Here is a 21001-nt window from a genome sequence, read left to right as displayed (position 1 = left end):
CAAATAGACCCCCGGACGGCCCCCCGCCGCAACGCGGCACCGACCCGGCCCCCACCTTACAATCCCCCCGCGACGCACCGCCTCGGTGGAGCACAGTTTCAATTGAAACTGGCACACCACCCAACCCACCCGACGAAGCGGGAGCACAGTTTCAATGGAAACTGGTGTCAGCCCAAGAAGACGTTGGTTCGCTGGGCGAGGAGGCGGTACAGGGTTTGCTGGATGATCTCCCGGACCTGGTCGCTGAGGCTGAACACCAGCATCGGGTCGTCCGCCGCGCCCGCCGGGTACGACGAGGTCTCGATCGGCTCGCCGAACTCGATGTACCACTTCGACGGCAACGGCACCGCCCCCAGCAGGCCGAAGTGTGGGAACAGCGGCGTGACCGGGAAGTACGGCACCCCCAGCAACCGCGCCAGCGGCTTGATGTCCGCCAGCTTCGGGTAGATCTCCTCCGCGCCCACGATCGAGCAGGGCACGATCGGCGCCCCGGTGCGCAGCGCCGCCGAGACGAACCCGCCGCGCCCGAAGCGCTGCAGCTTGTACCGGTCCTTGAACGGCTTCCCGATCCCTTTGAAGCCCTCCGGCCACACCCCGACCAGTTCGCCGTTGGTCAGCAGCCGCTCCGCATCCGGGTTGCAGGCCAGCGTGTGGCCGGCCTTGCGGGCCAGCGCGCCGAGCATCGGCATCCGGAACACCACGTCGGCGCCGAGCATCCGCAGGTGCCGGGTCGCCGGGAGGTGGTCGTGCAGCGCGACGGTGGTCATCAACGCGTCCCACGGCAGCGTGCCGGAGTGGTTGGCCACCACCAGCGCGCCGCGTTCGGCGGGCACGTGGTGGCCGCCGATCACCTCAACACGGAACCACTTCTCGTAGAAGGGCCGCAGGAAGCGGAGGAACACCTCGTCGGTCAACTCCTGGTCGAAGCCGAACTCGTCGACCTTGTAGTCACCGAGCAACCGCCGCCGGGCGAACGCCAGCACGTCTATGACGGCGTCTTCCCACCCGGGCTCGACCGGCACCGACGGCTCGGACGCATCGAGCCGCTCCCGGTCCGCCGCACGCAGCGGGATCACCTGCGCATCCGCCATTCACGCCCCCACACCCGGCCGGGCACAAGCGCAGAACGCACGACTGCCGCTCATGCTGCCTCCGTCACCGATGCCTCGCCAACAGGTCTCCGACGCTGCGCTCCAGCGCCATGATGTTCTCCGGGTCGATCACCGGCCGCAGGCTCCGGCCACGAACGAAGTCGTCGAAGGCCTGCTGGGTGGTCCAGCGCGGGATGAACCCGAACTCCTCGCGGAGCTTCGTGGTGTCCAGTACCCGGCCGAAGTTGAGGTACCGCAACTGCTCCGGTGAGAAGTCAACCAGCCGGGCGTTGCGGAAGAACCCGGCCAGCGGCGACACGGCGGTGCTCGGCAACGGCATCGCGATGCGACCGGCGCGCCGGATCGCCTGCGAAAGCATCAGAACGCCCTCACCGGCCACGTTGAACACGCCGGGTCGATCCGCCATCGTCGCCCGCTCGAGCACCGCCAACGCATCCTCGGAGTGCACCATCTGCAGCCGCGCGTCGAAGCCGAGCACGGTCGGCACCACCGGCAGCGCGAAGTAGCGGGTCAGGCTCGCGTCTATGCGCGGGCCGATCAGGTTACTGAACCGCAGCGTCGTGATGTCCGCGTCGGGCCGCCGCCGGCCGAAGCCGCGCACGTAGTCCTCGATCTCCACCGCGTCCTTGGCGTACCCGGACGACGGCAGGTCCTTCGGCTCGATGTCCTCGGTGAACACCGCCGGGTCCCGCGAGCTCGACCCGTAGACCGCGCAGGTCGACCGGACCACCACCTTGCGCACCAACGGCGACTGCTGGCAGGCGGCCAGCAGCTGCATGGTGCCGATGACGTTCATCTCCTTCACCGTGGCCCGCCCACCGGGCCCGGAAGGGGAGTTGACCGCCGCGTGCACCACGGTGTCGACCTTGCCGTTCGCGATCACCTTGCCGATCAGCGGGTTGCGGATGTCGGCGCGGACGAACTCGGTGCGGCCCATCCGGCGCAGCAGATCGCGACCGGGCTGCACGGTGTCCACGCCGAGAACGCGCTCCACTGCCGGGTCGGCCGCCAGCCGCGCGGCGAGATATCCGCCCAGGAAACGGCTGACCCCTGTCACCAGCACGACATTCGGGCCCATCTGTCTCCCAGCCTTCTCCGGCACGGCCGCCGACTGCGATGCTACCGCCGACTGCGCCGGTCACCCGGCATTCGGAGTTACGGGACCGGGTCGGTTGCGCATCCGGCTCGAACCGGGCGCGAAAACACAACCGCCGCCGACCCAGCGGTCGACGGCGGTGCTCAGGTCACTTGCCCAACTTGCGACGCTGGACGCGCGTCTTGCGGAGCAGCTTGCGGTGCTTCTTCTTGGACATGCGCTTGCGGCGCTTCTTGATGACCGAGCCCATGCGGACTCCTTCACTCTTGACGGCAGTTCGAACGTCTCCCGCACCGGTGCAGCCGCATGAGCGCGCACACCTGGCACGACCAACCCAAAACTTTACCTGCCCAGGTCTTCGGCCCTTCCGCCGTGGTCCTCGAAACGCCTGCGGGCTCCTTCCACCCGCCGCCGCGCGGCGCCTCGGTTCGGGCCCGCGACGCTCGGGCCACGTCGGCAAGCCAACGGGCCCGCGGCCGATGACCTGGGCATTCAGCTCAGCCGGGCAGTCTCAGCCGGCGTTGTAGTAGGCGCTCTCCAGGTACGCGTGTACGTCCTTCTCCGCGACGCGGAACGATCGCCCGACCCGTGCGGCGGGGAGTTCGCCGGCGTGCACGAGCCGATAGACCGTCATCTTCGACACCCGCATCAACTTGGCGACTTCCGCGACGGTGAGGAACCGCACCTGACCCATGCTCGGCGGCGCCTGTTGGCTGGGTTCGGAGTTCGCAGACATGCTTCACCGTGCCCTTCGGCACGTGTCGCGCCGTCGGCTTCCCCTCCGACGGAAATCTCACGCACGTGCTCTATCGAGAGTAGCGGGACACGCGGGACACCTGCGATGGTCGAACGTCCCCCTTGCTCCTGAGTAGTTCGCACCATCTCCGACGACCTGCAGTTGAAGCGGGGCCAGGCGCCTGGGCCCACCCCCACAAGCGGGCTCTCAGACCGTGCCCGTCGGGGGCTCTTGGCGAGGGCAGTCCCCGAAGCCGCGCATTGCAGACCGGGCAGCGTCCGAGGTTCCGCCACCCGCACCGCCGCGCAAGACGAGTTCCGAGAAGGTTTCTGCCGCTCAGGCGGGTTCGTCGTCCTCGTGGGCCTTGCCGAGCTCGACGGAGCGGTCGCGAGCCGCCTCGATGGCGTCGATGAGCGCCGCGCGCACGCCGTGCTTCTCCAGCTCGCGGATGCCCGCGATGGTCGTACCCGCCGGCGAGGTGACCGCCTCGCGCAGCATCACCGGGTGGCCGCCGCCCTCGCGGAGCATCGCCGCCGCCCCGACCGCGGACTGGACGATCAGGTCCGCGGCGGTGGCCCGCGGGATGCCCAGCAGGATGCCCGCGTCGATCATGGCCTCGACCAGGTAGAAGAAGTACGCCGGGCCCGAGCCGGACAGCGCGGTCACCGCGTCCTGCTGGCTCTCCGGCACCCGCACGACCACGCCGACGCTGCCGAGCAGCTCCTCGACCAGCGCCAAGTCCGTGTCCGAGGCGTGCGCGCCGCCGGAGATCGCGCTCATCGCCTCGCCGACCAGCATCGGGGTGTTCGGCATGACCCGGACCACCGCGGTGCCTTCGGGCAGCCGGCGCTCGAACAGCTTCGTCGGCAGGCCCGCGCACAGCGACACCACGAGCTTGCCGCTGGGCAGGTTGGGCGCCATCTCGTTCAGCAGCGGCTCGATGTCCTGCGGCTTGACGGCGACGACGATGACGTCCGCGCTCTGCACCGCATCGGCCACGTCGGTGTGCGTGATGCCGTAGGTCTTGGTCAGCTCCGCGGCACGCGTCGGGAACCGCTCGGTGAACAGCAGGTCCGATGGGTCGCGCCCCGCCTTCAGCAGCCCCGACAGCAGGGACTCACCGATCTTTCCGGCTCCGAGTACGGCGATCGTCGTCATGCCGCTCAGGGTGCCAGACCACGCAGCGCATGCGGCACGAACCGCCAGTGCACGCTGCGCGACGAGCCCTGCCGAAAAGTCGTTTTCAGCCGCTATTGTGTCTGCCACCAGAGCGCCCGCCGCAGCCGAGCGATCTTTCGCGCCTGAGTGACCAGCCTGAAGGAGCTCTGATCATGTTCAGCACGATGCAGGACGGCCCCCTCTCGATCGCGCGGATCCTCCAGCAGGGCAGCGGACCGCACGGCGCGTCCGCCGAGGTCGTGACCTGGACCGGCGACGGGGCGCGACGCAGCAGCTACGCGGAGGTCGGCCGCCGGACCGCGCGGCTGGCGCACGCGCTGCGCGGCCTCGGTGTCACCGGCGACCAGCGGGTCGGCACGTTCATGTGGAACAACGCCGAACACCTGGAGGCGTACTTCGCGGTGCCGGCCATGGGCGCGGTGCTGCACACCCTGAACATCCGGCTGTTCCCCGAGCAGCTGATCTACGTCGCGAACCACGCCGAGGATCACGTCGTGCTCGTCGACTCGACGCTGCTGCCGCTGTTCCAGAAGCTGCTGCCGGAGCTGAAGACGGTGCGGCACGTGATCGTCGTGGGCGGCGACAAGGCTGCGCTGGAGGCACCGGCCGGGGTGGCGGTGCACGGTTACGAGGAGCTGCTGGCCGGGCAGCCGGACGAGTTCGACTGGCCGGAGCTCGATGAACGCTCGGCAGCCGCCATGTGCTACACCTCCGGCACCACCGCCAACCCGAAGGGCGTCGTCTACTCGCACCGGTCGATCTACCTGCACTCGATGCAGGTGTGCATGACCGACGGCATGGCCCTCGCGCAGTCGGACCGGTCGCTTGCCGTCGTGCCGATGTTCCACGCGATGTCGTGGGGTCTGCCGTATGCGGCGTTCATGGTCGGCGCAACGATGATCATGCCGGACCGGTTCTTGCAGCCGGACCCGCTGCTGAAGATGATCGCCGCGGAGCGCCCGACGATGGCCGCAGCCGTGCCGACGATCTGGCAGGGCGTGCTGCAGCACCTGGAGTCCGACCCGCACGACGTGTCCTCCCTGCGAGAGGTCGTGATCGGCGGGGCGGCGTGCCCGCCGTCGCTGATGAAGGCGTTCCATGAGAAGTACGACATCGTCGTGCTGCACGCGTGGGGCATGACCGAGACGTCGCCGCTGGGCAGCGTGGCCCGACCGCCGGTGGACGCCACCGAGGAACACCGCTGGACCTACCGCGCAAGCCAGGGGCGGCTGCCGACCGGGGTGCAAGGCCGGCTGGTCGGCGACGACGGTGTGGTGCTGCCGCGCGACGGCGAGAGCGTCGGTGAGCTGGAGGTTCGCGGGCCCTGGATCGCCGGGGCGTACTACGGCGACGACGACCCGGAGAAGTTCCGCGACGGCTGGCTGCGCACCGGCGACGTCGGGTACATCACGCCCGACGGGTTCCTGCAGCTGACCGACAGGGCCAAGGATGTGATCAAGTCCGGCGGCGAGTGGATCTCGTCGGTCGATCTGGAGAACAAGATGATGGGCCACCCGGCGGTTGCCGAGGCGGTGGTCATCGGCGTGCCGGACGAGAAGTGGTCGGAGCGACCGCTGGTGGCCGTGGTGCTGCGCGACGGCCACCAGGTCGACGCGGCCGAGCTGCGCGACTTCCTCGCCGGCGAGGTCGCGCGGTGGCAGCTGCCGGAGTACTGGACGTTCATCCCGGAGGCGCCGAAGACGAGTGTCGGCAAGTTCGACAAGAAGCGCCTCCGCAAGCAGCACGCCGACGGCCGGCTCGACGTCACCCACCTCACCTGAACCCGCCCCGCAATTTCAATTGAGCGTTTTCCAACCGCTTCTTGCGTTGCGGTGCGAGTGGCGGAACCTCAGCGGCCTTCTCTCCGGGATGCCGGAGTCGTGTATGACCAGCTCAATGGAAATCAGAGGTCCGATTTCCATTGAAATTGCGGGAGTTGTCCACAGCCTCCGGCGTGTCGTCGCCCGACACGCCGGAGGTCCGCAAGTTCCATTGAAATCGAATGTCTGATTTCCATTGGGCTTTTTTCATCCTGATCTTGGCTGGTCAGAGGGTGTGGTCGTGGGTGGCGTGGTGTGGGCGGGCTGGCCAGGGCCATGATCATTTATCAAGATCATCTGACGGTGGCCGTGGTCGCGGAGAAGATGTGACGATGATCATGGCCGGTTGGCTGCAACGAGAGTGCCCCCGGCGGGGTTGGGGAGTGTGTGAAAACCCAATCCAGCCCCGCCGAGGGCACCGAACCCATTGTGTACCAAGCCCAACTTCCCGTGTCGAGGGCCACGATCGACTACCTCGCCTCGCTGATCACCACGCACTGCAGGAAAATCCGCTCTCGCTGGCGCAAGGTGACCCCTGGTACGCAGGCGATCATCGTGCTCGCGGTGCTGCGTCACGACCAGCGGCTGCTGGACATCGCCGGCGGCAACAGGGTGTCGGCCTCGACGATCCGCCGCTGGGTGCTGGAGGTCATCGACCTGCTGGCCGCCCGTGCCCCGCGCCTGGACCGCGTCCTGAGCAAAGTGGCCCGCGGCGGGGGTGAGGTCGTGCTGCTGGATGGCACCCTGGTGCGCACCCAGCGCCGCACCGGCAAGAACAACCGGCGCAACTACAGCGGCAAACACAAAGCCCACGGCCTGCTGTTTCTCGCCCTCACCGACCACAAAGGCAACCTGTTGTGGTTCTCTGCGGCCAAACCAGGGCGGGCCTCGGAAGTCACCACCGCCCGCCACAACAACATCACCACCGCACTCCGGGACGCCGAACTCGGCGCGATGTGCGACCTCGGATTCACCGGACTGGAAGACGACCCCGACGAACCCGTGATCATCATCGGCCGCCGCGCCGCCCGCGCCCACCCGCTCACCGACGCCCAGAAACAAGCCAACCAACTCGTTGCCCGCGAACGCGCCACCTGCGAACACGGCTTCGCCGACCTCAAAAACTGGCGCATCCTCACCCGCCTACGCATGCACGCAGCCAACGCCACCCGCCTACTACGGGCCCTGCTGGTGCTGACCAACCTCGAAATCACCCGCTGACAAACGATCATCAAAAATGATCATCGCCCCTGACCAGCCCACACACACCCCACCCCACCCCGTCAACCCCCCACCACCAGAACAAACAGGATGAAAAAACCCCAATGAAATTGCGGGGATCAGGGGGCGATGGCGAGTTGGCGGGCCTGGCAGATCAGGCGGCCCACCGAGTCGACCACCGTGATGTCCTCGTCGAACCACTGGCCGTGCACCGCGCGGCAGTCCACCAGCAGCCGCAGCCAGCCGTTCGCCGGGTGCGCCCGCAGCAGGGCGGTGAGCTGCACCGTCGGCGCCCAGCCGAACCGGCCGAGGTTGAGCGTCACCGGCACCGTCAGGTCCCCGGCGACCAGCCCGAAAAGCAGGTCCGGCTGCGCCTCGCGGGGCTTGACCCACAGCCGCAGCCGCGGCTCGCCGGTGCCGCCGTTGAGAAAGTCCGCGGTGTTCGCGTCCAGCCGCATGTCGCAGACCCGCGAAAGCGCGAAGAACTTCCGGGCCTCCGTCGCAGCGAGGTCGACCGCGGTCGACGGCGGATTCACCGGCATGTCCGGCAGATCCGACCACTCCGGCTCCGTCTCGGGCACCTTGCCGAGGGTGGCCGTGGCGTCCACGCAGACCTGGCCGCTCTGCTCCAGCAGCGCGCGGGCCGACGTCACCGTCTTGCCCACCTTGAGCACCTCGGTCCGGACCAGCACCGGGCCGACCCGGGGCGGGCGCAGGAACTGCGCGCTGACCGACAACGGCGCCAGCCCGGTCGTGTCGCCGAGGGCGCGGGCCAGCAGCGCGAGCAGGTAACCGCCGTGCGGGCGTTCTCCGACGGCCCACTCCGGATGCAGGCTGGCGACGAAGGTGCCGTCGCCGAGCGGGCGCACCGAAGTGGCCGCCGCGAAGGGATCCAGGACCTCGGTCACGTGCGGTCCAGCGGACGGAAGCGCTCGGCAGCCGATGCGCGCAACGGGTTCATGGTCACCGATTCTAGTGACCTTCGAAGAAGTTGATCACTAGGCATCGGTTAGCCGGTCCGATCACCGGAAAGCGTGCGCGCGGAACGGGAATCCGACGACCGTGAGCACTTTCGGATGCTACCGCGCCGAAAAGCGCTCACGGGCCTTGAGACCTCAGGTCGCGTGGAGCGGCTCCAGGTGGAGCCGGGCGAACAGCAGGGCCTCGGACAGCAACGCCGCGCGCTGCTGGGGATTCCGCGCCTTGCGGGTGTTGATCTCCAGGACGACCGCGCCGCTGTACCCGTCGGCGGCCAGCGCCTCGCACACCTCCGCGCACGGCTGGTTGCCCTGCCCCGGCACCAGGTGCTCGTCCCGCGGCGCTCCGGTCCCGTCCGCCAGGTGCACGTGCGCCAGGCCGTCCTTCATCCGCTTCAGCAGCTCGATGGCGTCCACGTGCGCGGCGGCGGCGTGCGACAGGTCGAGCGTGTAGTTGCGGTAGCCGACCTCCGTCGGGTCCGGCGAAGGCGTGAACGCCGACAACCCGCTGCTTTTGCCGCCGCGCAGCCGGTTCAAGGTGCTCGGCGGACGGAGCGGGAACATGTTCTCCACCGCGACCGCGATCCCGCTGGTCTCCTCCAACTCCGCGACCAGCTCGCCGAACCGCTCGGCGTAGCGCTTCTGCCAGCGGAACGGCGGGTGCACGACGACCGTCGACGCGCCCAGTTCGCTGGCCACCACCACGGCCCGCCGCAACCGCTCCTCCGGCTCCGGCGACCAAACCCGCTGCGTGATCAGCAGGCACGGCGCGTGGATCGCCAGGATCGGCACGCCGTGCCGCTCGGAAAGCCGATGCAGCGCCGAGACGTCCTGGCTGACCGCGTCCGCCCAGACCATCACCTCGACACCGTCGAAGCCGAGGTCCGCGGCCATCTCGAACGCCGCCCTCGCCGGCTGCGGCCACACCGACGCGGTGGACAACCCGACCGGGATCCGGCCGGGAACGTCCTCGCGCGGTGGCGGTTGCACTGTCATCGCCTGCCAAGCATGACCAACGGTGGGTGGGTGGTGGCGCGCTGGTGGCTCACGAGTGGCTGAACAGCAGCAGCGCCGCTGGGGACACCGTGCAGAACAAGCCGACCAGCACCGCCAGCAGGATCGTCTGCAGATCGTTGGTGCGCAGGAACTTCCACGCGGTGAACACCAGCAGACCGGTGATCACCAGCGCCGCGCCCAGCGCGGCCAGCGCGTTCGTACCCCACAACCAGCGGAAGCCGACCCAGACCAGCCCGCCGCCGACCAGGCCCGCGACGCCCTGCAGGACCAGCGTGCCCCACACCTTGCCCGCGGAGGCGGGCTCTTCCTCTTCCTCGCTGTAGTCGTCCGCGTCGAGGCCGGCGGGCAGCTCAGGGTCGTAGTCCTCGTCCTCGACGAACTCGGCCTCGGGCTCGTCGTAGGAATCGAAGTCGTACGGGTCCTCCGGCTCGGCCTGCTGGTCCTCCTGCTGCGGCTGCGCTTGGGCCTGCTGCGGCTGCGGGTAGGCCAGCACAGCCGTGCCTTCCGCGTCGGGCTCGGCCGGGACCGGAACCCGCGGCAGCTGCTCCGTGACGCCCTCCGGCGGGGTGGGCTTCGGCGGAGCCGCAGGCGGCACAGCCGCAGGCGGAGCAGGCGGCTGTGCCGCAGGCGGCACTTCCTGCTGCGGTGCCGGGCGTCGCAGGGCGGGCTGCTGGATCGTCGCCTCGGCGTCGCCTTCCGGCGGGGCCGCGGGGGTCGGCGGGTTCGGTGTCTTGCCCTTGCCCTTGCCCGCGCCGGCGAACCGCTGTGCCCAGTAGCTCGCGCCGGAGGGCTCCTGCGCGGCTGCCGGTTCGGCGGGCGCGGGCTCCGGAGCGGGTGGCGCAGCAGGCGGCGCCGATTGTGGTGCTTGTGCGGTCGGCGGCTGAGCGGTCGGAGGCTGAGCGGTCGGCGGCTGAGCGGCCGGAGGTTGCGGTGCTGGAGGTTGCGGTGCTGGAGGTTGCGGTGCTGGAGGTTGCGGACCCGGCGTGTTCGGCGCGCCTGGACGGTGGCTGCGGCGCTGCGGCGGCTCGCCGTCCGGCGGCACGGCGCGCAGCTGACCGCTGTCCGACAGCACACGGTCGATGATCGCCTGCGGCGCGGTTTCGGTCGGGTCCTCGGCGCGCCGACGCCGACGCCGGGAACTCTTCTGCGAGCTGCCGCCGTATTCGGCCAGCAACTCCGCAACGGTGCGCTGGGTGGGCTGATCGGCCCCGCTGTCCCGACTCATCGCTCCCACCGTGCCCCGTGCTGCGTCTGGCGTCCAGTTCCGTTCGCGGACCCCGCCTCCGCGAGCCCGAGAGTTTCGCGGGCCTGAATGGCAGTGTGACCGTCTCCATTGGTGTGGTCCAGTCGCCGCAGGATCACACCCTCCCGCAACGCCCAGGGGCAGATGTCCAGCTCCTTCAGCTCCAGCGCCCGCATGGCGGCCTCAGCCACCAGCGCGCCGCCCACCAGCTGGTGCGCCCGCGCGCCGCTCACCCCATCGAGCGCGGCCAGATCGGAGGACGACATCCGGGTGATGAACGCCAGCAGCTGCCGCAGGCCGGTCTCGGTGAGGGTCCGCGGCATCCGCGGTCCCGCGGAAGCCGGCGCCGCGCCGGTCAGCCTGGCCAGCGACCGGAACGTCTTGGAGCTGGCCACCGCGCGGTCCGGGCGCCCCAGTTTGCGGAACCGCTTCGCAGTGGGCGCCAGTTGCCCCTGCAGCCATTCGCGCAGCTTCTTCACCTCGTCCTGCTTCGGCGGGTCGTGCAGCATCGTGCGGGCCAGCCGACCGGCCCCCAGCGGGAGCGACACCGCGAGGTCGGGCTGCTCGTCGATGCCGACCGCCATCTCCAGCGAACCGCCGCCGATGTCGAGCATCAGCAGGTTGCCCGCCGACCAGCCGTACCACCGGCGGGCCGCCAGGAACGTGAACCGGGCCTCGTCCTCGCCGGGCAGCACCTCAAGCTCGATGCCGGTCTCGGCGCGCACCCGAGCCAGCACCTCGGCGGCGTTGTCCGCATCGCGGATCGCCGACGTCGCGAACGCCATCAGCTCCTCGCAACCGGCCGCTACCGCCGCCTCCTGCGCGTCGGCGACGGTGCGGATGAGCTCCGCAGCGTCCTCCTCCGCGAGCCGACCGCCGTGCGAACCGATCCGCTCGGCCAGGCGCAGCACAGTCTTCTCCGATGTCATCGGGGTCGGATGGGCACCACGATGCGCGTCCACCACCAGCAGGTGGACCGTGTTGGATCCGACGTCGAGCACCCCTAGGCGCATGCCCGACAAATTACCGGCTGCGCACATGGCCCGGGGGCGAGGTGGGCAACAAACGGCCCACTCGACGTCCCCGCGCACGCCGCAGACCTGGCCGACCACGGCAGTAGTGCGTCACGTCACGCGGCCAACCTCACCTCCTCGAAGTGTCGAACCCTTCTGTCACTCTGCGTGCACGTCGTCCGGCGGCGGAACTCCGGTCGGCGCGGAAGCCAATCGATCTTCATCTTCGGGACTGGCCACCGCCCGGACCGCAACCGATACTGACCGACCGCTGCTCGGCGGAGCGGGACGATGCTCCACCAGGTCGCGCAGCGCCAGACCCACTCCAGCGGGCCGTACCGGAAGCGGGCCAGCCACAGCCGGCTCGAGTCGGGTGCGGAACGCTTGCGGTGGCGTTCGAGATCGGTTGGTTCACGGCATCAAGATTGCCCATTCCGCCCGAATCCACACATTGGCCGATCAGCTCGCCGACATCGGCCGATCGGTTGATCATCGGCGTTCCACACTCGGCCGAACGTCCGGCGGTACCGGAGTCGGCGCGCGCAGAAGCTGCCTGACCAGCACCTCGAAGCGCAGAAGAGCCCCCAGGGTCGTCCCTGGGGGCTCGTTCCGACTGCGCGATCCTCGCCGCTGTCGGCTCGGCTATCCCTCGAACTTGTAGCCGAGGCCGCGGACCGTGATCAGGTAGCGCGGGTCCGCCGGATCGGGCTCGACCTTCGAGCGCAGCCGCTTGACGTGCACGTCCAGCGTCTTGGTGTCGCCGACGTAGTCCGCGCCCCACACCCGGTCGATGAGCTGCCCGCGGGTCAGCACCCGGCCGACGTTGCGCAGCAGGTACTCCAGCAGGTCGAACTCCTTGAGAGGGAGGTTGACGTCGACACCGTCGACGGTCACCACGTGGCGCTCCACGTCCATCCGCACCGGCCCAGCCGCCAGCACCTGCGGCTGCAGCTCCTCCGCCTCACCGCGGCGGCGCAGCACCGCGCGCACCCGCGCGATCAGCTCCCGCGCCGAGTACGGCTTCGTGACGTAGTCGTCAGCGCCGAGCTCCAGGCCCACGACCTTGTCGATCTCGCTGTCCCGGGCAGTCACCATGATCACCGGCACCGACGAGCGCTGGCGGAGCTGCTTGCACACATCGGTGCCGCTCATACCGGGCAGCATCAGGTCGAGCAGCACGATGTCCGCGCCGTTGCGGTCGAACTCGTCCAACGCCTCCGGCCCGTTCGCGGCGACTGCCGCCGTGAAGCCCTCCTTGCGCAGCAGGAAAGCAAGCGGGTCGGCGAAGGACTCCTCGTCCTCCACGATCAGCACCCTGGTCACCGGACTCCTCCCGTTTCGACGGTTGTGACCCCGTCCGCACTTTCAGTCCCGGAGCGGGCGGCACTGCCCGCCGCGCGGTCCGCTGATGTCACCGGCTCTGCTGTGGCCGGCTGGCCGTCGGTCGTGCCGTGCCTGGGCACGCGAAGTGTGAAGGTGGAGCCGGTACCGGTGCGACTCCACAGCTTGACCTCGCCGCCGTGGTTCGCGGCGACGTGCTTAACGATGGCTAGGCCCAGCCCGGTGCCACCGGTGGCGCGGGACCTCGCCGGATCCACCCGGAAGAACCGCTCGAACACCCGCTCGTGGTACTCGGGTTCGATCCCGATGCCCCGGTCGGTGACCGCGATCTCCACGAAGTCGCCGGACAGCCGACGGCTGATCGACACCGGGCTGCCCGGCGGCGAGTACGACGCCGCGTTGTTGATCAGGTTGCTCAGCGCGGTCACCAGCAGGGTCCGATCACCGTCCAGCAGGTAGCCGGTGGGCTCGTCGACGGCGATCTCGATCCCGGCCGACTCGGCGGCCAGCCGGCAACGGCCCAGCGCCTCCTCGACCACGGCGTCGACGTCGACCGTGGTCAGCTCCGGCAGCCGCTCGGCGCCCTGCAGCCGGGACAGCGCGATCAGCTCGGAGACCAGCGTCCCGAGCCGGGTCGACTCGTGCAGGATCTTGGTGGAGAACCGCCGCACCTCGCCGGCGTCGTCGGCGGCGTCCAGCACCGCCTCGGCGAGCAGCGCGAGCGCCCCGACCGGGGTCTTCAGCTCGTGACTGACGTTCGCGACGAAGTCGCGGCGGGTGGCCTCCAGGCGCACCGAATCGGACTCGTCGGCGGCGTCGACGACGGCGAAGCCGTCGCCGAGCGGGCGCACCTCGCCGAGCACCGCGGCCGGACCGCGACCGCGCAGCGCGGTGCCTGCTCGGTTGAGCGGGGAAAGGTCGACGGGCACCGACTCACCGGCCAGCAGGGCCCGTTCGGCAGCCTTGCGGGCACGGGGGTCGGCCTGGTGGTCGCGGATGAGGCCGAGTTCGTCGGCCCGCGGGTTGTGCAGCACGACGTCGCCGAACTTGTTGAGCACGACCACCCCGCTGTCGCTGGTGTGAACCAGCCGCTGGAGCAGTTCGGCGACGGTCGGGCCTGCGGGCCTGGCGCGACGCCGGGATTCCCGAGCTGCGACGAAGCCGCCGACCGCGCCCAGTACGAGCGCGCCGATGATCAGGGCGGTACAGCCCAATGCGGTCACGTCAGCATCGTAAGCAAGCCGGGGTGGGGAAAGGCCAGTCTACGAGGGCGTTCAGTGATACCCGCGACACGAAAAGGGGGCTTCTTCACCTCTGCTTCACCCCCTGCTGGGAGCCAGTTCACGTACCGCCCGGTCGACCGTCGCGCTCCGTTCGCCACCCCGGCGAATTCTCGCCACCCATCACCCATCTAGGTGCGGAAAGAAGGGCACCCGCGATCCGGTTGATCGATCGCGGGTGCTCATCGCAGAACCGCTCGGGTCAGCGGCCCTGGTTGGCGACGGCTGCCGCGGCGGTGGCGGCGGCCTCCGGGTCGAGGTAGGTGCCGCCCGGGTTGATGGGCTTCAACTCGGTGTCGAGGTCGTAGCGCAGCGGGATGCCGGTCGGGATGTTCAGGCCCGCGATGTCGCTGTCGGAGATGCCGTCCAGGTGCTTGACCAGGGCGCGCAGCGAGTTGCCGTGCGCGGCGACCAGCACCGTCCGGCCGGCCCGCAGGTCCGGCACGATCGCCGACTCCCAGTACGGCAGCAGCCGGGCCACCACATCCTTCAGGCACTCGGTGCGCGGGAGGCCGGCGCCGAGGTCGGCGTAGCGCGGGTCGGCGTCCTGGCCGAACTCGCTGCCGAGCTCGATCTCCGGCGGCGGCGTGTCGTAGGAGCGGCGCCAGAGCATGAACTGCTCCTCGCCGTAGGTCTCCAGGGTCTGCTTCTTGTTCTTGCCCTGCAGCGCGCCGTAGTGGCGCTCGTTGAGCCGCCAGTCGCGGCGGACCGGGATCCAGTGCCGGTCCGCGACGTCGAGGGCGATGTTCGCCGTCGAGATGGCTCGCCGCAGCAGCGAGGTGTGCAGCACGTCCGGCAGCACCCCGCTCTCGCGCAGCAGCACACCGCCGCGCTTGGCCTCGGTCTCGCCCTTCTCCGACAGCGGGACGTCCACCCAGCCGGTGAACAGGTTCTCGGCGTTCCACGTGCTCTCACCGTGCCGCAGCAGCACCAGGGTCGCAGTCATAACCCCAGGCTATATAAGCCCTGTTTCCAGACTTGTCCTGCGTGGCGGCCGCCTCAGTCCAGGACGGCGTCGAGGGTGATCGTGATCCCGGTGAGGGCCGCCGAGACCGGGCAGATCTCCTTGGCCTTCAGGGCCGTCTGGTGGAACACATCCGCATCGATGCTCGGTACCTTCGCCCGCACGGTGAGCGCGATCCCGGTGATGGCGAAGCCTTCGCCGCGCGGACCGAAGCCGACCTCGGCGCTGGTGTCGATCCGCTCCGGCGGAGTGCCCGCCGCGGTGAGCAGACCGGACAGCTGCATCGAGTAGCAGGCCGAGTGGGCCGCAGCGATCAGTTCCTCAGGGCTGGTGCGCCCGTCGGGGTCCTCGGCGCGGGACGCCCAGGTGACCGGGAACTCGCCGACGTTGGACGAGTCGAGAGTGACGGTGCCGGAACCGTTCTTGAGGTCTCCGGTCCACTGCGTGGTGGCGTTGCGATCGGTCATCTCGCCGCTCCTCATCGGGTGCGCGGAGGCCGCTCCCCTCCGCCGCGTACACCCTCCCGCAGCGCGCAGCGACCCGCATTTTTCGTTGTGCGCTTCACCCGACAGTTATGTGATCACCGCAGGTCCGTGACACGAAAGTGGCGACAATCACCCACGTTCACGAAACGAAGGCTTATCGACTCCTATGCGTTACTTTTCGCTGAAAAATTCACACTAATGGAGGAATGCGGCGGCCTTGTGGCCGCTGCCGGACTCTGCGAAGTTGACAACGCTCTCCTTGATCGGCTCCCACGCACTCCCCGATCTCGCGAGAGCATCCGCGCGGCTCACATCCCCCAAAGAGCCGCGCCCCGCCGGGCCCAGGGTGCCCCCCGCCCACCGGCCCGCAGCGGGACCCCCACGCGGGGCGGCTCGTGCTCGTGACTCCCCCTCTCTCCCGAGCCGCCCCGCGCGGTCCCTCTTTTCGGTTTTCCAGACGCGTCTTGCGTAGCGGTGCGGGTGGCGGAACCTCAGACGCCGCCTGGACTGCGGGATCCCCGATTTACGTATGCCCAATACGAGGCTTCGGGGTTGTCCTCGCCAAGAGCTCCAACGGGTGGGCGCAGTCTGAGAACCCGCGGCGGTGCAAGTTGCGTGCGTGGGCTAAGCGCCTTCGGCGCTTGCGACGACTACCAAGGCGGCTCCGGCTGCGGTCGGCACGGCTCTGGTTCGGGTGTTGGCCAGGACCCGTGAGTGGTTTTTGGGGCTATCGCACCGAGAAACGCGCACGGGACCTGACCTGCGGGAACACCGGCTCTGGTCAGATGCTGGGCCTGCGGAGGGCCTTTCGGCGGCGGCGCAGGAGCCAGGCCGCCGTTCCCGGTACCGCGAGCACGGCGGCGAACGGCAGGATCGCTCCGAAGGCCGTCAGCAGGAACGCTCCGATCGACGACAAGGTCCGCCAGCCACCGAAGAGTCCCGCCAGGAAGCCCGTGTCGTCGGCGGCGACCGCGTTCGGGCGCTCCAGCCGCACCGTGACCGTGGCCAGCTCGACCTGGCCGGAAAGGGCCGCCGCGCGCCGTTCGAGGGAGTCCAGTTCGGTTTCCCGCGAGGTCAGCTCGCTCTCGATCGACACGATCTCGTCGACCGTCGCCGCGCGGTCCATCAGCACGCGCAGCCGCTGCACGCTCGTGCGCTGCGAATCGATCCGGCTCCGGGTGTCGACGAGCTGGTCGGTGACGTCCTGGGTCTGCTGGCTGCGCGCCGTGACCCGCCCCAGTCCGGACAGCTCGCCCAGCACCTGGTCCAGCCGCTCCGCCGGAACCCGCAACGTCATCGTCGTGCCCGACCGGTAGGCGTCCTCCTGCTGCAGGTAGCCGCCCACACCTTCGCTGCGCAGCCGCACCTCGGCGCCGACCCGCTCGACGTCGTCGACCTCGAGGTCCAGCTCCGCAGTGCGGATCACCTCGCGCTGGCCGATCGCCTTGCTCCGCGTGTCGTCGGACGTCGCGTCGGCGTTACCCGAGGCGCTGCGCTCCTGCGGGGCGGCAGGCGCCACGGCGCGCGAATCTCCGGCTGAGAGCGCCGAATCCCCCGCCCCCGAGGAACATCCACTCAGCAGGCCGAGCGCGACCACCGCCACGACCCGCCCGCATAATCGCCGCTTGCCCATTCCGTTCTCCTCCGCGTCGTTGTGAACACGGCGGAGACGGCGGAGAGCGATCTTCCGGTTGCACCGATGGCGACGAAGCCGGTCAGCTCATGCGGATCAGCGGTGATGCCTGGCCCTACGGCCGGTCGTGGAGGGGCTGGACCGGGCCGTCGCGTTCCACCAGATGCCGGAACGGCTGGAGGTTCGCCAGAGACTCGCCGCGCGACTCGCGCCAGCCCCACTCGCGCCGGATGGCGGTGGCGAAGCCGAGCTCCAGCAGGGTGTTGAAGTCTCCGTCGGCGGCCTCCAAGACCTGGCCGAGCACCCTGTCGAGCTCGTCGGAGGTCACCGCGTGCAGGCCGATCCGGCCCACCAGGTAGATGTCGCCGTTGCCGTCGATCGTGTAGTGCACGCCGTAGAGCCGGGCGTTGCGGCGAAGCAGGAACCGGTACACGTCCTCGTGCGCGTCGTCCGGCTGCCTGCACACGAACGCCTCGACGACCAGGGCGTGCTCGGCGACGATGAGCCAGCAGTTGGTCTGCAGCTTCTTGCTGCCGGGCAAGGTCACGAAGAACCGCCCCGCACCCTTCGGGGCGTACTCCAGCCCGCTGTCGTCCAATGTGGACTTGATTATCCCGTCGACGCTCACGCCGTCACCTCCCGGATGCGCAACTGCGCGTGGAAGGCCATCTTCGCCTGCGCGTAGGTGTCGAGCAGCGACTCCGTGGTGCGTTCCCACGCGAACCGCGCGGCGTGCGCGGGGGCGTTCGCCGCCAGCCGGGCGCGGAGCTGCGGCGCCAGCACCAGCGAGCCGAGGGCGTCCGCCCACTGCCCGGTGCCGTGCCCGTCCACCAGCAGCCCGGAAACCCCGTCGTCTACCGCGACCGGCAGGCCGCCGACGGCGGCCGCCACCACCGGCGTGCCGCAGGCCTGCGCCTCCAGCGCGACCATCCCGAAGGACTCGTTGTGGCTCGGCACCGCCACGACGTCGGCCGCCCGGTACACGTCGGCCAGCGCGACACCGTTGCGTGGCGGGAGGAACCGCACCACGTCGGTGATGCCCAGCTGCACCGCGAGCTCCTGCAGCGCCCGAGGGCGCTCCAGCCCGCTGCCGGACGGCCCGCCGACCACCAGCACCACCAGGCGGTCGCGGATCTCCGGGTGCCGCGCGAGCAGTTCCGCCGTGGCCCGCAGCAGCACGTCCGGGGCCTTCAGCGGCTGGATGCGGCCGACGAAGGCGAGCACCACGGCGTCCGGCGGCAGGTCCAGCCCGGCTCGGACGGCCTGGCGGTCGCCGGGGGTGAAGCATTCGAGGTCGACGCCGGGCGGGATCGTCACGACCTCGTCCGGATCGGCGCCGTAGCGGGTGATCAGGTCGGCTGCCTCGAACTCGGTGTTCGCCACCAGCACGTCCGCCTCGGCGACCACCTGCTCCTCGCCGAGCACCCGGACCCGCGGCTCAGGGCTGTCGCCCGCAGCGAGGTTGGCGTTCTTGACCTTGGCGAGAGTGTGCGCGGTGTGCACCAGCGGGACGCCCCAGCGCTCCCGAGCCAGCCAGCCGACCTGCCCGGACAGCCAGTAGTGCGAGTGCACGATGTCGTAGTAGCCGGGTTCGTGGCGGGCTTCCACCCGCAGCGCACCGGCGGCGAAGGCGCACAGCTGCGACGGCAGGTCGTTCTTGTCGAGCCCTTCGAACGGGCCGGCGACCACGTTCCGGACCAGGACGCCGGGGGCCAGCTCCGCGATCGGCGGGATGTCTGAGGAGGTCGCCCTGGTGAAGATTTCGACCTCGGTACCCGCATCGGCCAGCCGCTTGGCGGTCTGCGCGATGTAGACGTTCATGCCCCCGGCGTCGCCGGTGCCCGGCTGCTCCAGCGGGGAGGTGTGCAACGAGAAGACGGCGGCGCGGCGCGGCCGCATGCGTAACGTTCTGGAGGTCATCTGCTGCCCATCGCAAGCCGGTCGGCCCGAAGTTTTCGGACGCACGTCAACCCCGACACCGGCCGTGGCGGAAACATTCCCGCCACGGTGCCGAAACCATGGCATTCGCGGGCGGTGGTGGTCACACCGCTCACGACCCCGTCCGGGCCGACGTTCGACGCTACCGCCCTGGGGTCGCCGAACCGGAGGTCCGACGGCCCCGGGTGGCGCTACTCACACCGCCGTCGACCGGCCAGAACGCATCGCCAGGAGCACTCCGCCGACCTCGATCACCGCGGACACGGCGACCGCTGTACGCAGGCCATCGGCGGGAGGTGCTCACAGAGCTCGGGTACCCGGTGCGGCTGTCGATCGTCCGCGTGCTCGCGCACGGTGGGAAGCGCTCCTGCGGCGCGTTGCCGTCCCCGGTTTCGAAGTCGACCACGATCCACTGGCGGGTCCTCCGCGAGAGCGGCGTGATCTACCAGCGCCCGGCGGACCGCGAGATCTTCCTGACCCTCCGCTGTGGCGGCCTCGACGCCAAGTTCCCGGGCTTGCTCAAAGCGGTCCTCGACGCAGAGCCCGAGGACTGACCCCAGGCAAGCGAAAGCGGCGGTGGTCGCAATGACCACCGCCGCTGCCGTTCCGGCCCGTGAGCGTTTCTGGGGGCTATCGCACCCACAAACGCTCACGGGCACCCACCTGCTGAAACCTCGCGTCAGAGTGCCGACTTCTTGGTCCACTGGTCCCAGCTGAGGAGCCAGTCGTAGACGTCGAACTGCGGCGGCATCGAACTGGCCGAACCCGTCACCTCGATCGGGTCGCCGATCAGCGCGCTGTCGTAGTACGCCTTCGCATCCGCCGCACTGAGGTTGATGCAGCCGTGCGAGTTGTTGACCTTGCCGAGCGCGGCCGCGTTCTCCTGGTTCTCGTGGATGAACTCGCCGTGGTTCGAGAACCGAGCCGCCCAGGTCTTGCGCACGTCGTGGTAACCGTACCGGGGGTTGTCCATGATCTCCACCGGGTTCTTCTGCATGACCATGAAGATGCCGTTGGGGGTGTTCCGGCCCGGGTCGTACTCCTCGCCGTAGCTCGCCGCGTAGTTGGCCACCTGCTGGCCGTTCCGGATCACGACCAGCCGGTGGGTGCCCACGGCGGCCTTCACGATCTGCGACCGGCCGATGTCGAAGTCGGTGCTCAGGTCCGCCAGCCCGTACGCGTCGTCGCCGTAGGACTGGCCGTAGAGCTTGGCGTTCACGCTGACGTGGGTGTGCGCCGGCCAGTACTCCTTCGGCCGCCAGTCGACCTGCCGGTCCGACAGCCACGCCCAGGAGCCCTCCACCGGCACCGAGGTCTGCACGGTCAGCGCGCGCTGGATCGCCGCCTTGTCCTTGACCGGCTCGTCGAACTTCACGCTGATCGGCATCGCGATGCCGACCTCGGCGTTGTCCGTCGGGTTGATCGTGGCGCGGATCGTCTTCTTCGGCTGCAGCGTGCTGAACTCGCCCTGCACCGGCACCTGCTGGCCGTCCTCGCCGATGGCCTGGCCCGACCAGGAGTAGCTCTTGCCGTAGCCGAGCGACTCGGTGGCCTGCCAGGTCCTGCCGTCCTTGGACAGCTCGCCGGCGACCTGCTTGCCGTCGGCGTTGGTCAGCGCGATGGAGTCGAACTTGCCGCGGTCCACGGTGACCTTGATCGGCGCCGTCGGGTTGACCTCGCCCGCACCGGCGCCCGGTTCGAAGGTCACCTTGGCTACCGGGTCCGCGGGTTCCTGATCCTGCGGCGCGGGCGAACCGCAGCCCGAAATCAGCAGCAGTGCAGCCAAAGCCCCCGCCAGCGCAGCCCACAGCGACCGCAGCTTGGAACCACTCACCTTCTGACCCCGATCCCTTCTGAAATTGCCGCACGACCGTCCCTTTGCCCCGAACGCAAGGACGGTCGGCGAAAAATGATCCCTCGTACCCAGAGACGCTCGAGGGGCGGAA

The 21001-nt window shown here is 69.6% G+C and carries 21 protein-coding genes; 3 read left to right on the top strand and 18 right to left on the bottom strand.

All coding sequences use genetic code 11. From position 1 onward, the window contains the following. Window positions 1–167: 167 nt before the first annotated feature. From DL519_RS32675 to proC, 5 genes are all read right to left on the bottom strand, one after another. On the bottom strand, window positions 168–1091 hold the full coding sequence (locus DL519_RS32675) for a lysophospholipid acyltransferase family protein (RefSeq protein WP_190820534.1): 924 nt from the start codon (window positions 1089–1091) through the stop codon (window positions 168–170). Window positions 1092–1155: 64 nt separating this feature from the next. Then, window positions 1156–2190: an NAD-dependent epimerase/dehydratase family protein gene (locus tag DL519_RS32670; protein WP_190820532.1), complete on the bottom strand. Its 1035-nt coding sequence runs from the start codon at window positions 2188–2190 to the stop codon at window positions 1156–1158. Window positions 2191–2356: 166 nt separating this feature from the next. Continuing rightward, window positions 2357–2458, bottom strand: coding sequence for a 30S ribosomal protein bS22 (locus DL519_RS32665; RefSeq protein ID WP_010241351.1), 102 nt, complete (start codon window positions 2456–2458; stop codon window positions 2357–2359). Window positions 2459–2719: 261 nt separating this feature from the next. Beyond that, window positions 2720–2944: a helix-turn-helix domain-containing protein gene (locus DL519_RS32660; RefSeq protein ID WP_029535864.1), complete on the bottom strand. Its 225-nt coding sequence runs from the start codon at window positions 2942–2944 to the stop codon at window positions 2720–2722. A 336-nt stretch (window positions 2945–3280) separates the two neighbouring features. Then, complete coding sequence (gene proC / locus DL519_RS32655; protein WP_190820530.1) at window positions 3281–4102, bottom strand: pyrroline-5-carboxylate reductase; 822 nt, start codon at window positions 4100–4102, stop codon at window positions 3281–3283. Window positions 4103–4275: 173 nt separating this feature from the next. Here proC and DL519_RS32650 point away from each other — a divergent pair, with 173 nt between their 5' ends. After that, complete coding sequence (locus DL519_RS32650; RefSeq protein WP_190820528.1) at window positions 4276–5904, top strand: long-chain fatty acid--CoA ligase; 1629 nt, start codon at window positions 4276–4278, stop codon at window positions 5902–5904. Between the two features lie 426 nt (window positions 5905–6330). Beyond that, window positions 6331–7164 (top strand): transposase family protein, encoded by an 834-nt coding sequence (locus DL519_RS32645; RefSeq protein ID WP_190818447.1) that lies wholly within the window; start codon window positions 6331–6333, stop codon window positions 7162–7164. 119 nt (window positions 7165–7283) lie between these two features. Here the strand turns inward: DL519_RS32645 and DL519_RS32640 are convergent, their stop codons facing one another. The 12 genes from DL519_RS32640 to mshA form a co-directional block, all read right to left on the bottom strand. After that, complete coding sequence (locus DL519_RS32640) at window positions 7284–8072, bottom strand: acyl-CoA thioesterase (RefSeq protein WP_190820526.1); 789 nt, start codon at window positions 8070–8072, stop codon at window positions 7284–7286. Window positions 8073–8279: 207 nt separating this feature from the next. Continuing rightward, window positions 8280–9137: a sugar phosphate isomerase/epimerase family protein gene (locus tag DL519_RS32635; protein ID WP_190820524.1), complete on the bottom strand. Its 858-nt coding sequence runs from the start codon at window positions 9135–9137 to the stop codon at window positions 8280–8282. 49 nt (window positions 9138–9186) lie between these two features. Next, a complete protein-coding gene (locus DL519_RS32630) occupies window positions 9187–10383 on the bottom strand; it encodes a hypothetical protein (protein ID WP_190820522.1) in 1197 nt (398 codons plus the stop codon). Continuing rightward, window positions 10380–11414, bottom strand: a complete 1035-nt coding sequence (locus DL519_RS32625) for a Ppx/GppA phosphatase family protein (RefSeq protein WP_190820520.1) — start codon at window positions 11412–11414, stop codon at window positions 10380–10382. Before DL519_RS32625 ends, DL519_RS32630 begins: the two co-directional genes overlap by 4 nt. Window positions 11415–11530: 116 nt before the next feature. Continuing rightward, window positions 11531–11773, bottom strand: a complete 243-nt coding sequence (locus DL519_RS32620; protein ID WP_263399834.1) for a DUF418 domain-containing protein — start codon at window positions 11771–11773, stop codon at window positions 11531–11533. Between the two features lie 283 nt (window positions 11774–12056). Beyond that, window positions 12057–12737: a response regulator transcription factor gene (locus DL519_RS32615; protein ID WP_168585612.1), complete on the bottom strand. Its 681-nt coding sequence runs from the start codon at window positions 12735–12737 to the stop codon at window positions 12057–12059. After that, on the bottom strand, window positions 12734–13978 hold the full coding sequence (locus tag DL519_RS32610) for a sensor histidine kinase (RefSeq protein ID WP_223839850.1): 1245 nt from the start codon (window positions 13976–13978) through the stop codon (window positions 12734–12736). The genes DL519_RS32615 and DL519_RS32610 overlap by 4 nt, the downstream gene beginning before the upstream one ends. A 259-nt stretch (window positions 13979–14237) precedes the next feature. Continuing rightward, the gene (locus DL519_RS32605) at window positions 14238–14981 is read right to left on the bottom strand and encodes a phosphoglyceromutase (RefSeq protein WP_190820518.1); all 744 of its coding nucleotides are present in this window, start codon (window positions 14979–14981) and stop codon (window positions 14238–14240) included. A 53-nt stretch (window positions 14982–15034) separates the two neighbouring features. Then, complete coding sequence (locus DL519_RS32600) at window positions 15035–15466, bottom strand: OsmC family protein (protein WP_190820516.1); 432 nt, start codon at window positions 15464–15466, stop codon at window positions 15035–15037. Window positions 15467–16265: 799 nt separating this feature from the next. Continuing rightward, the gene (locus tag DL519_RS32595) at window positions 16266–17117 is read right to left on the bottom strand and encodes a DUF4349 domain-containing protein (protein WP_190820514.1); all 852 of its coding nucleotides are present in this window, start codon (window positions 17115–17117) and stop codon (window positions 16266–16268) included. 115 nt (window positions 17118–17232) lie between these two features. Then, on the bottom strand, window positions 17233–17745 hold the full coding sequence (locus DL519_RS32590; RefSeq protein WP_190820512.1) for a type III secretion system chaperone family protein: 513 nt from the start codon (window positions 17743–17745) through the stop codon (window positions 17233–17235). After that, window positions 17742–19037 carry a D-inositol-3-phosphate glycosyltransferase gene (gene mshA, locus DL519_RS32585; RefSeq protein WP_190820510.1) on the bottom strand — a complete coding sequence of 432 codons (1296 nt, stop codon included), beginning with the start codon at window positions 19035–19037 and terminating at the stop codon, window positions 17742–17744. The genes DL519_RS32590 and mshA overlap by 4 nt, the downstream gene beginning before the upstream one ends. A gap of 314 nt (window positions 19038–19351) precedes the next feature. Between mshA and DL519_RS32580 the strand changes: the two genes are divergently transcribed. Next, window positions 19352–19609, top strand: a complete 258-nt coding sequence (locus DL519_RS32580) for an ArsR/SmtB family transcription factor (RefSeq protein WP_223839849.1) — start codon at window positions 19352–19354, stop codon at window positions 19607–19609. Between the two features lie 125 nt (window positions 19610–19734). Here the strand turns inward: DL519_RS32580 and DL519_RS32575 are convergent, their stop codons facing one another. After that, window positions 19735–20889 (bottom strand): L,D-transpeptidase, encoded by a 1155-nt coding sequence (locus DL519_RS32575; RefSeq protein WP_190820509.1) that lies wholly within the window; start codon window positions 20887–20889, stop codon window positions 19735–19737. Window positions 20890–21001: the final 112 nt, after the last annotated feature.

It is taken from the genome of Saccharopolyspora pogona (genome assembly GCF_014697215.1).
In the GTDB taxonomy this organism is placed as follows: domain Bacteria; phylum Actinomycetota; class Actinomycetes; order Mycobacteriales; family Pseudonocardiaceae; genus Saccharopolyspora; species Saccharopolyspora hattusasensis.
The sequence above is the reverse complement of the archived record's forward strand: the minus strand, read 5'-3'. Positions and strand labels throughout refer to the sequence as shown.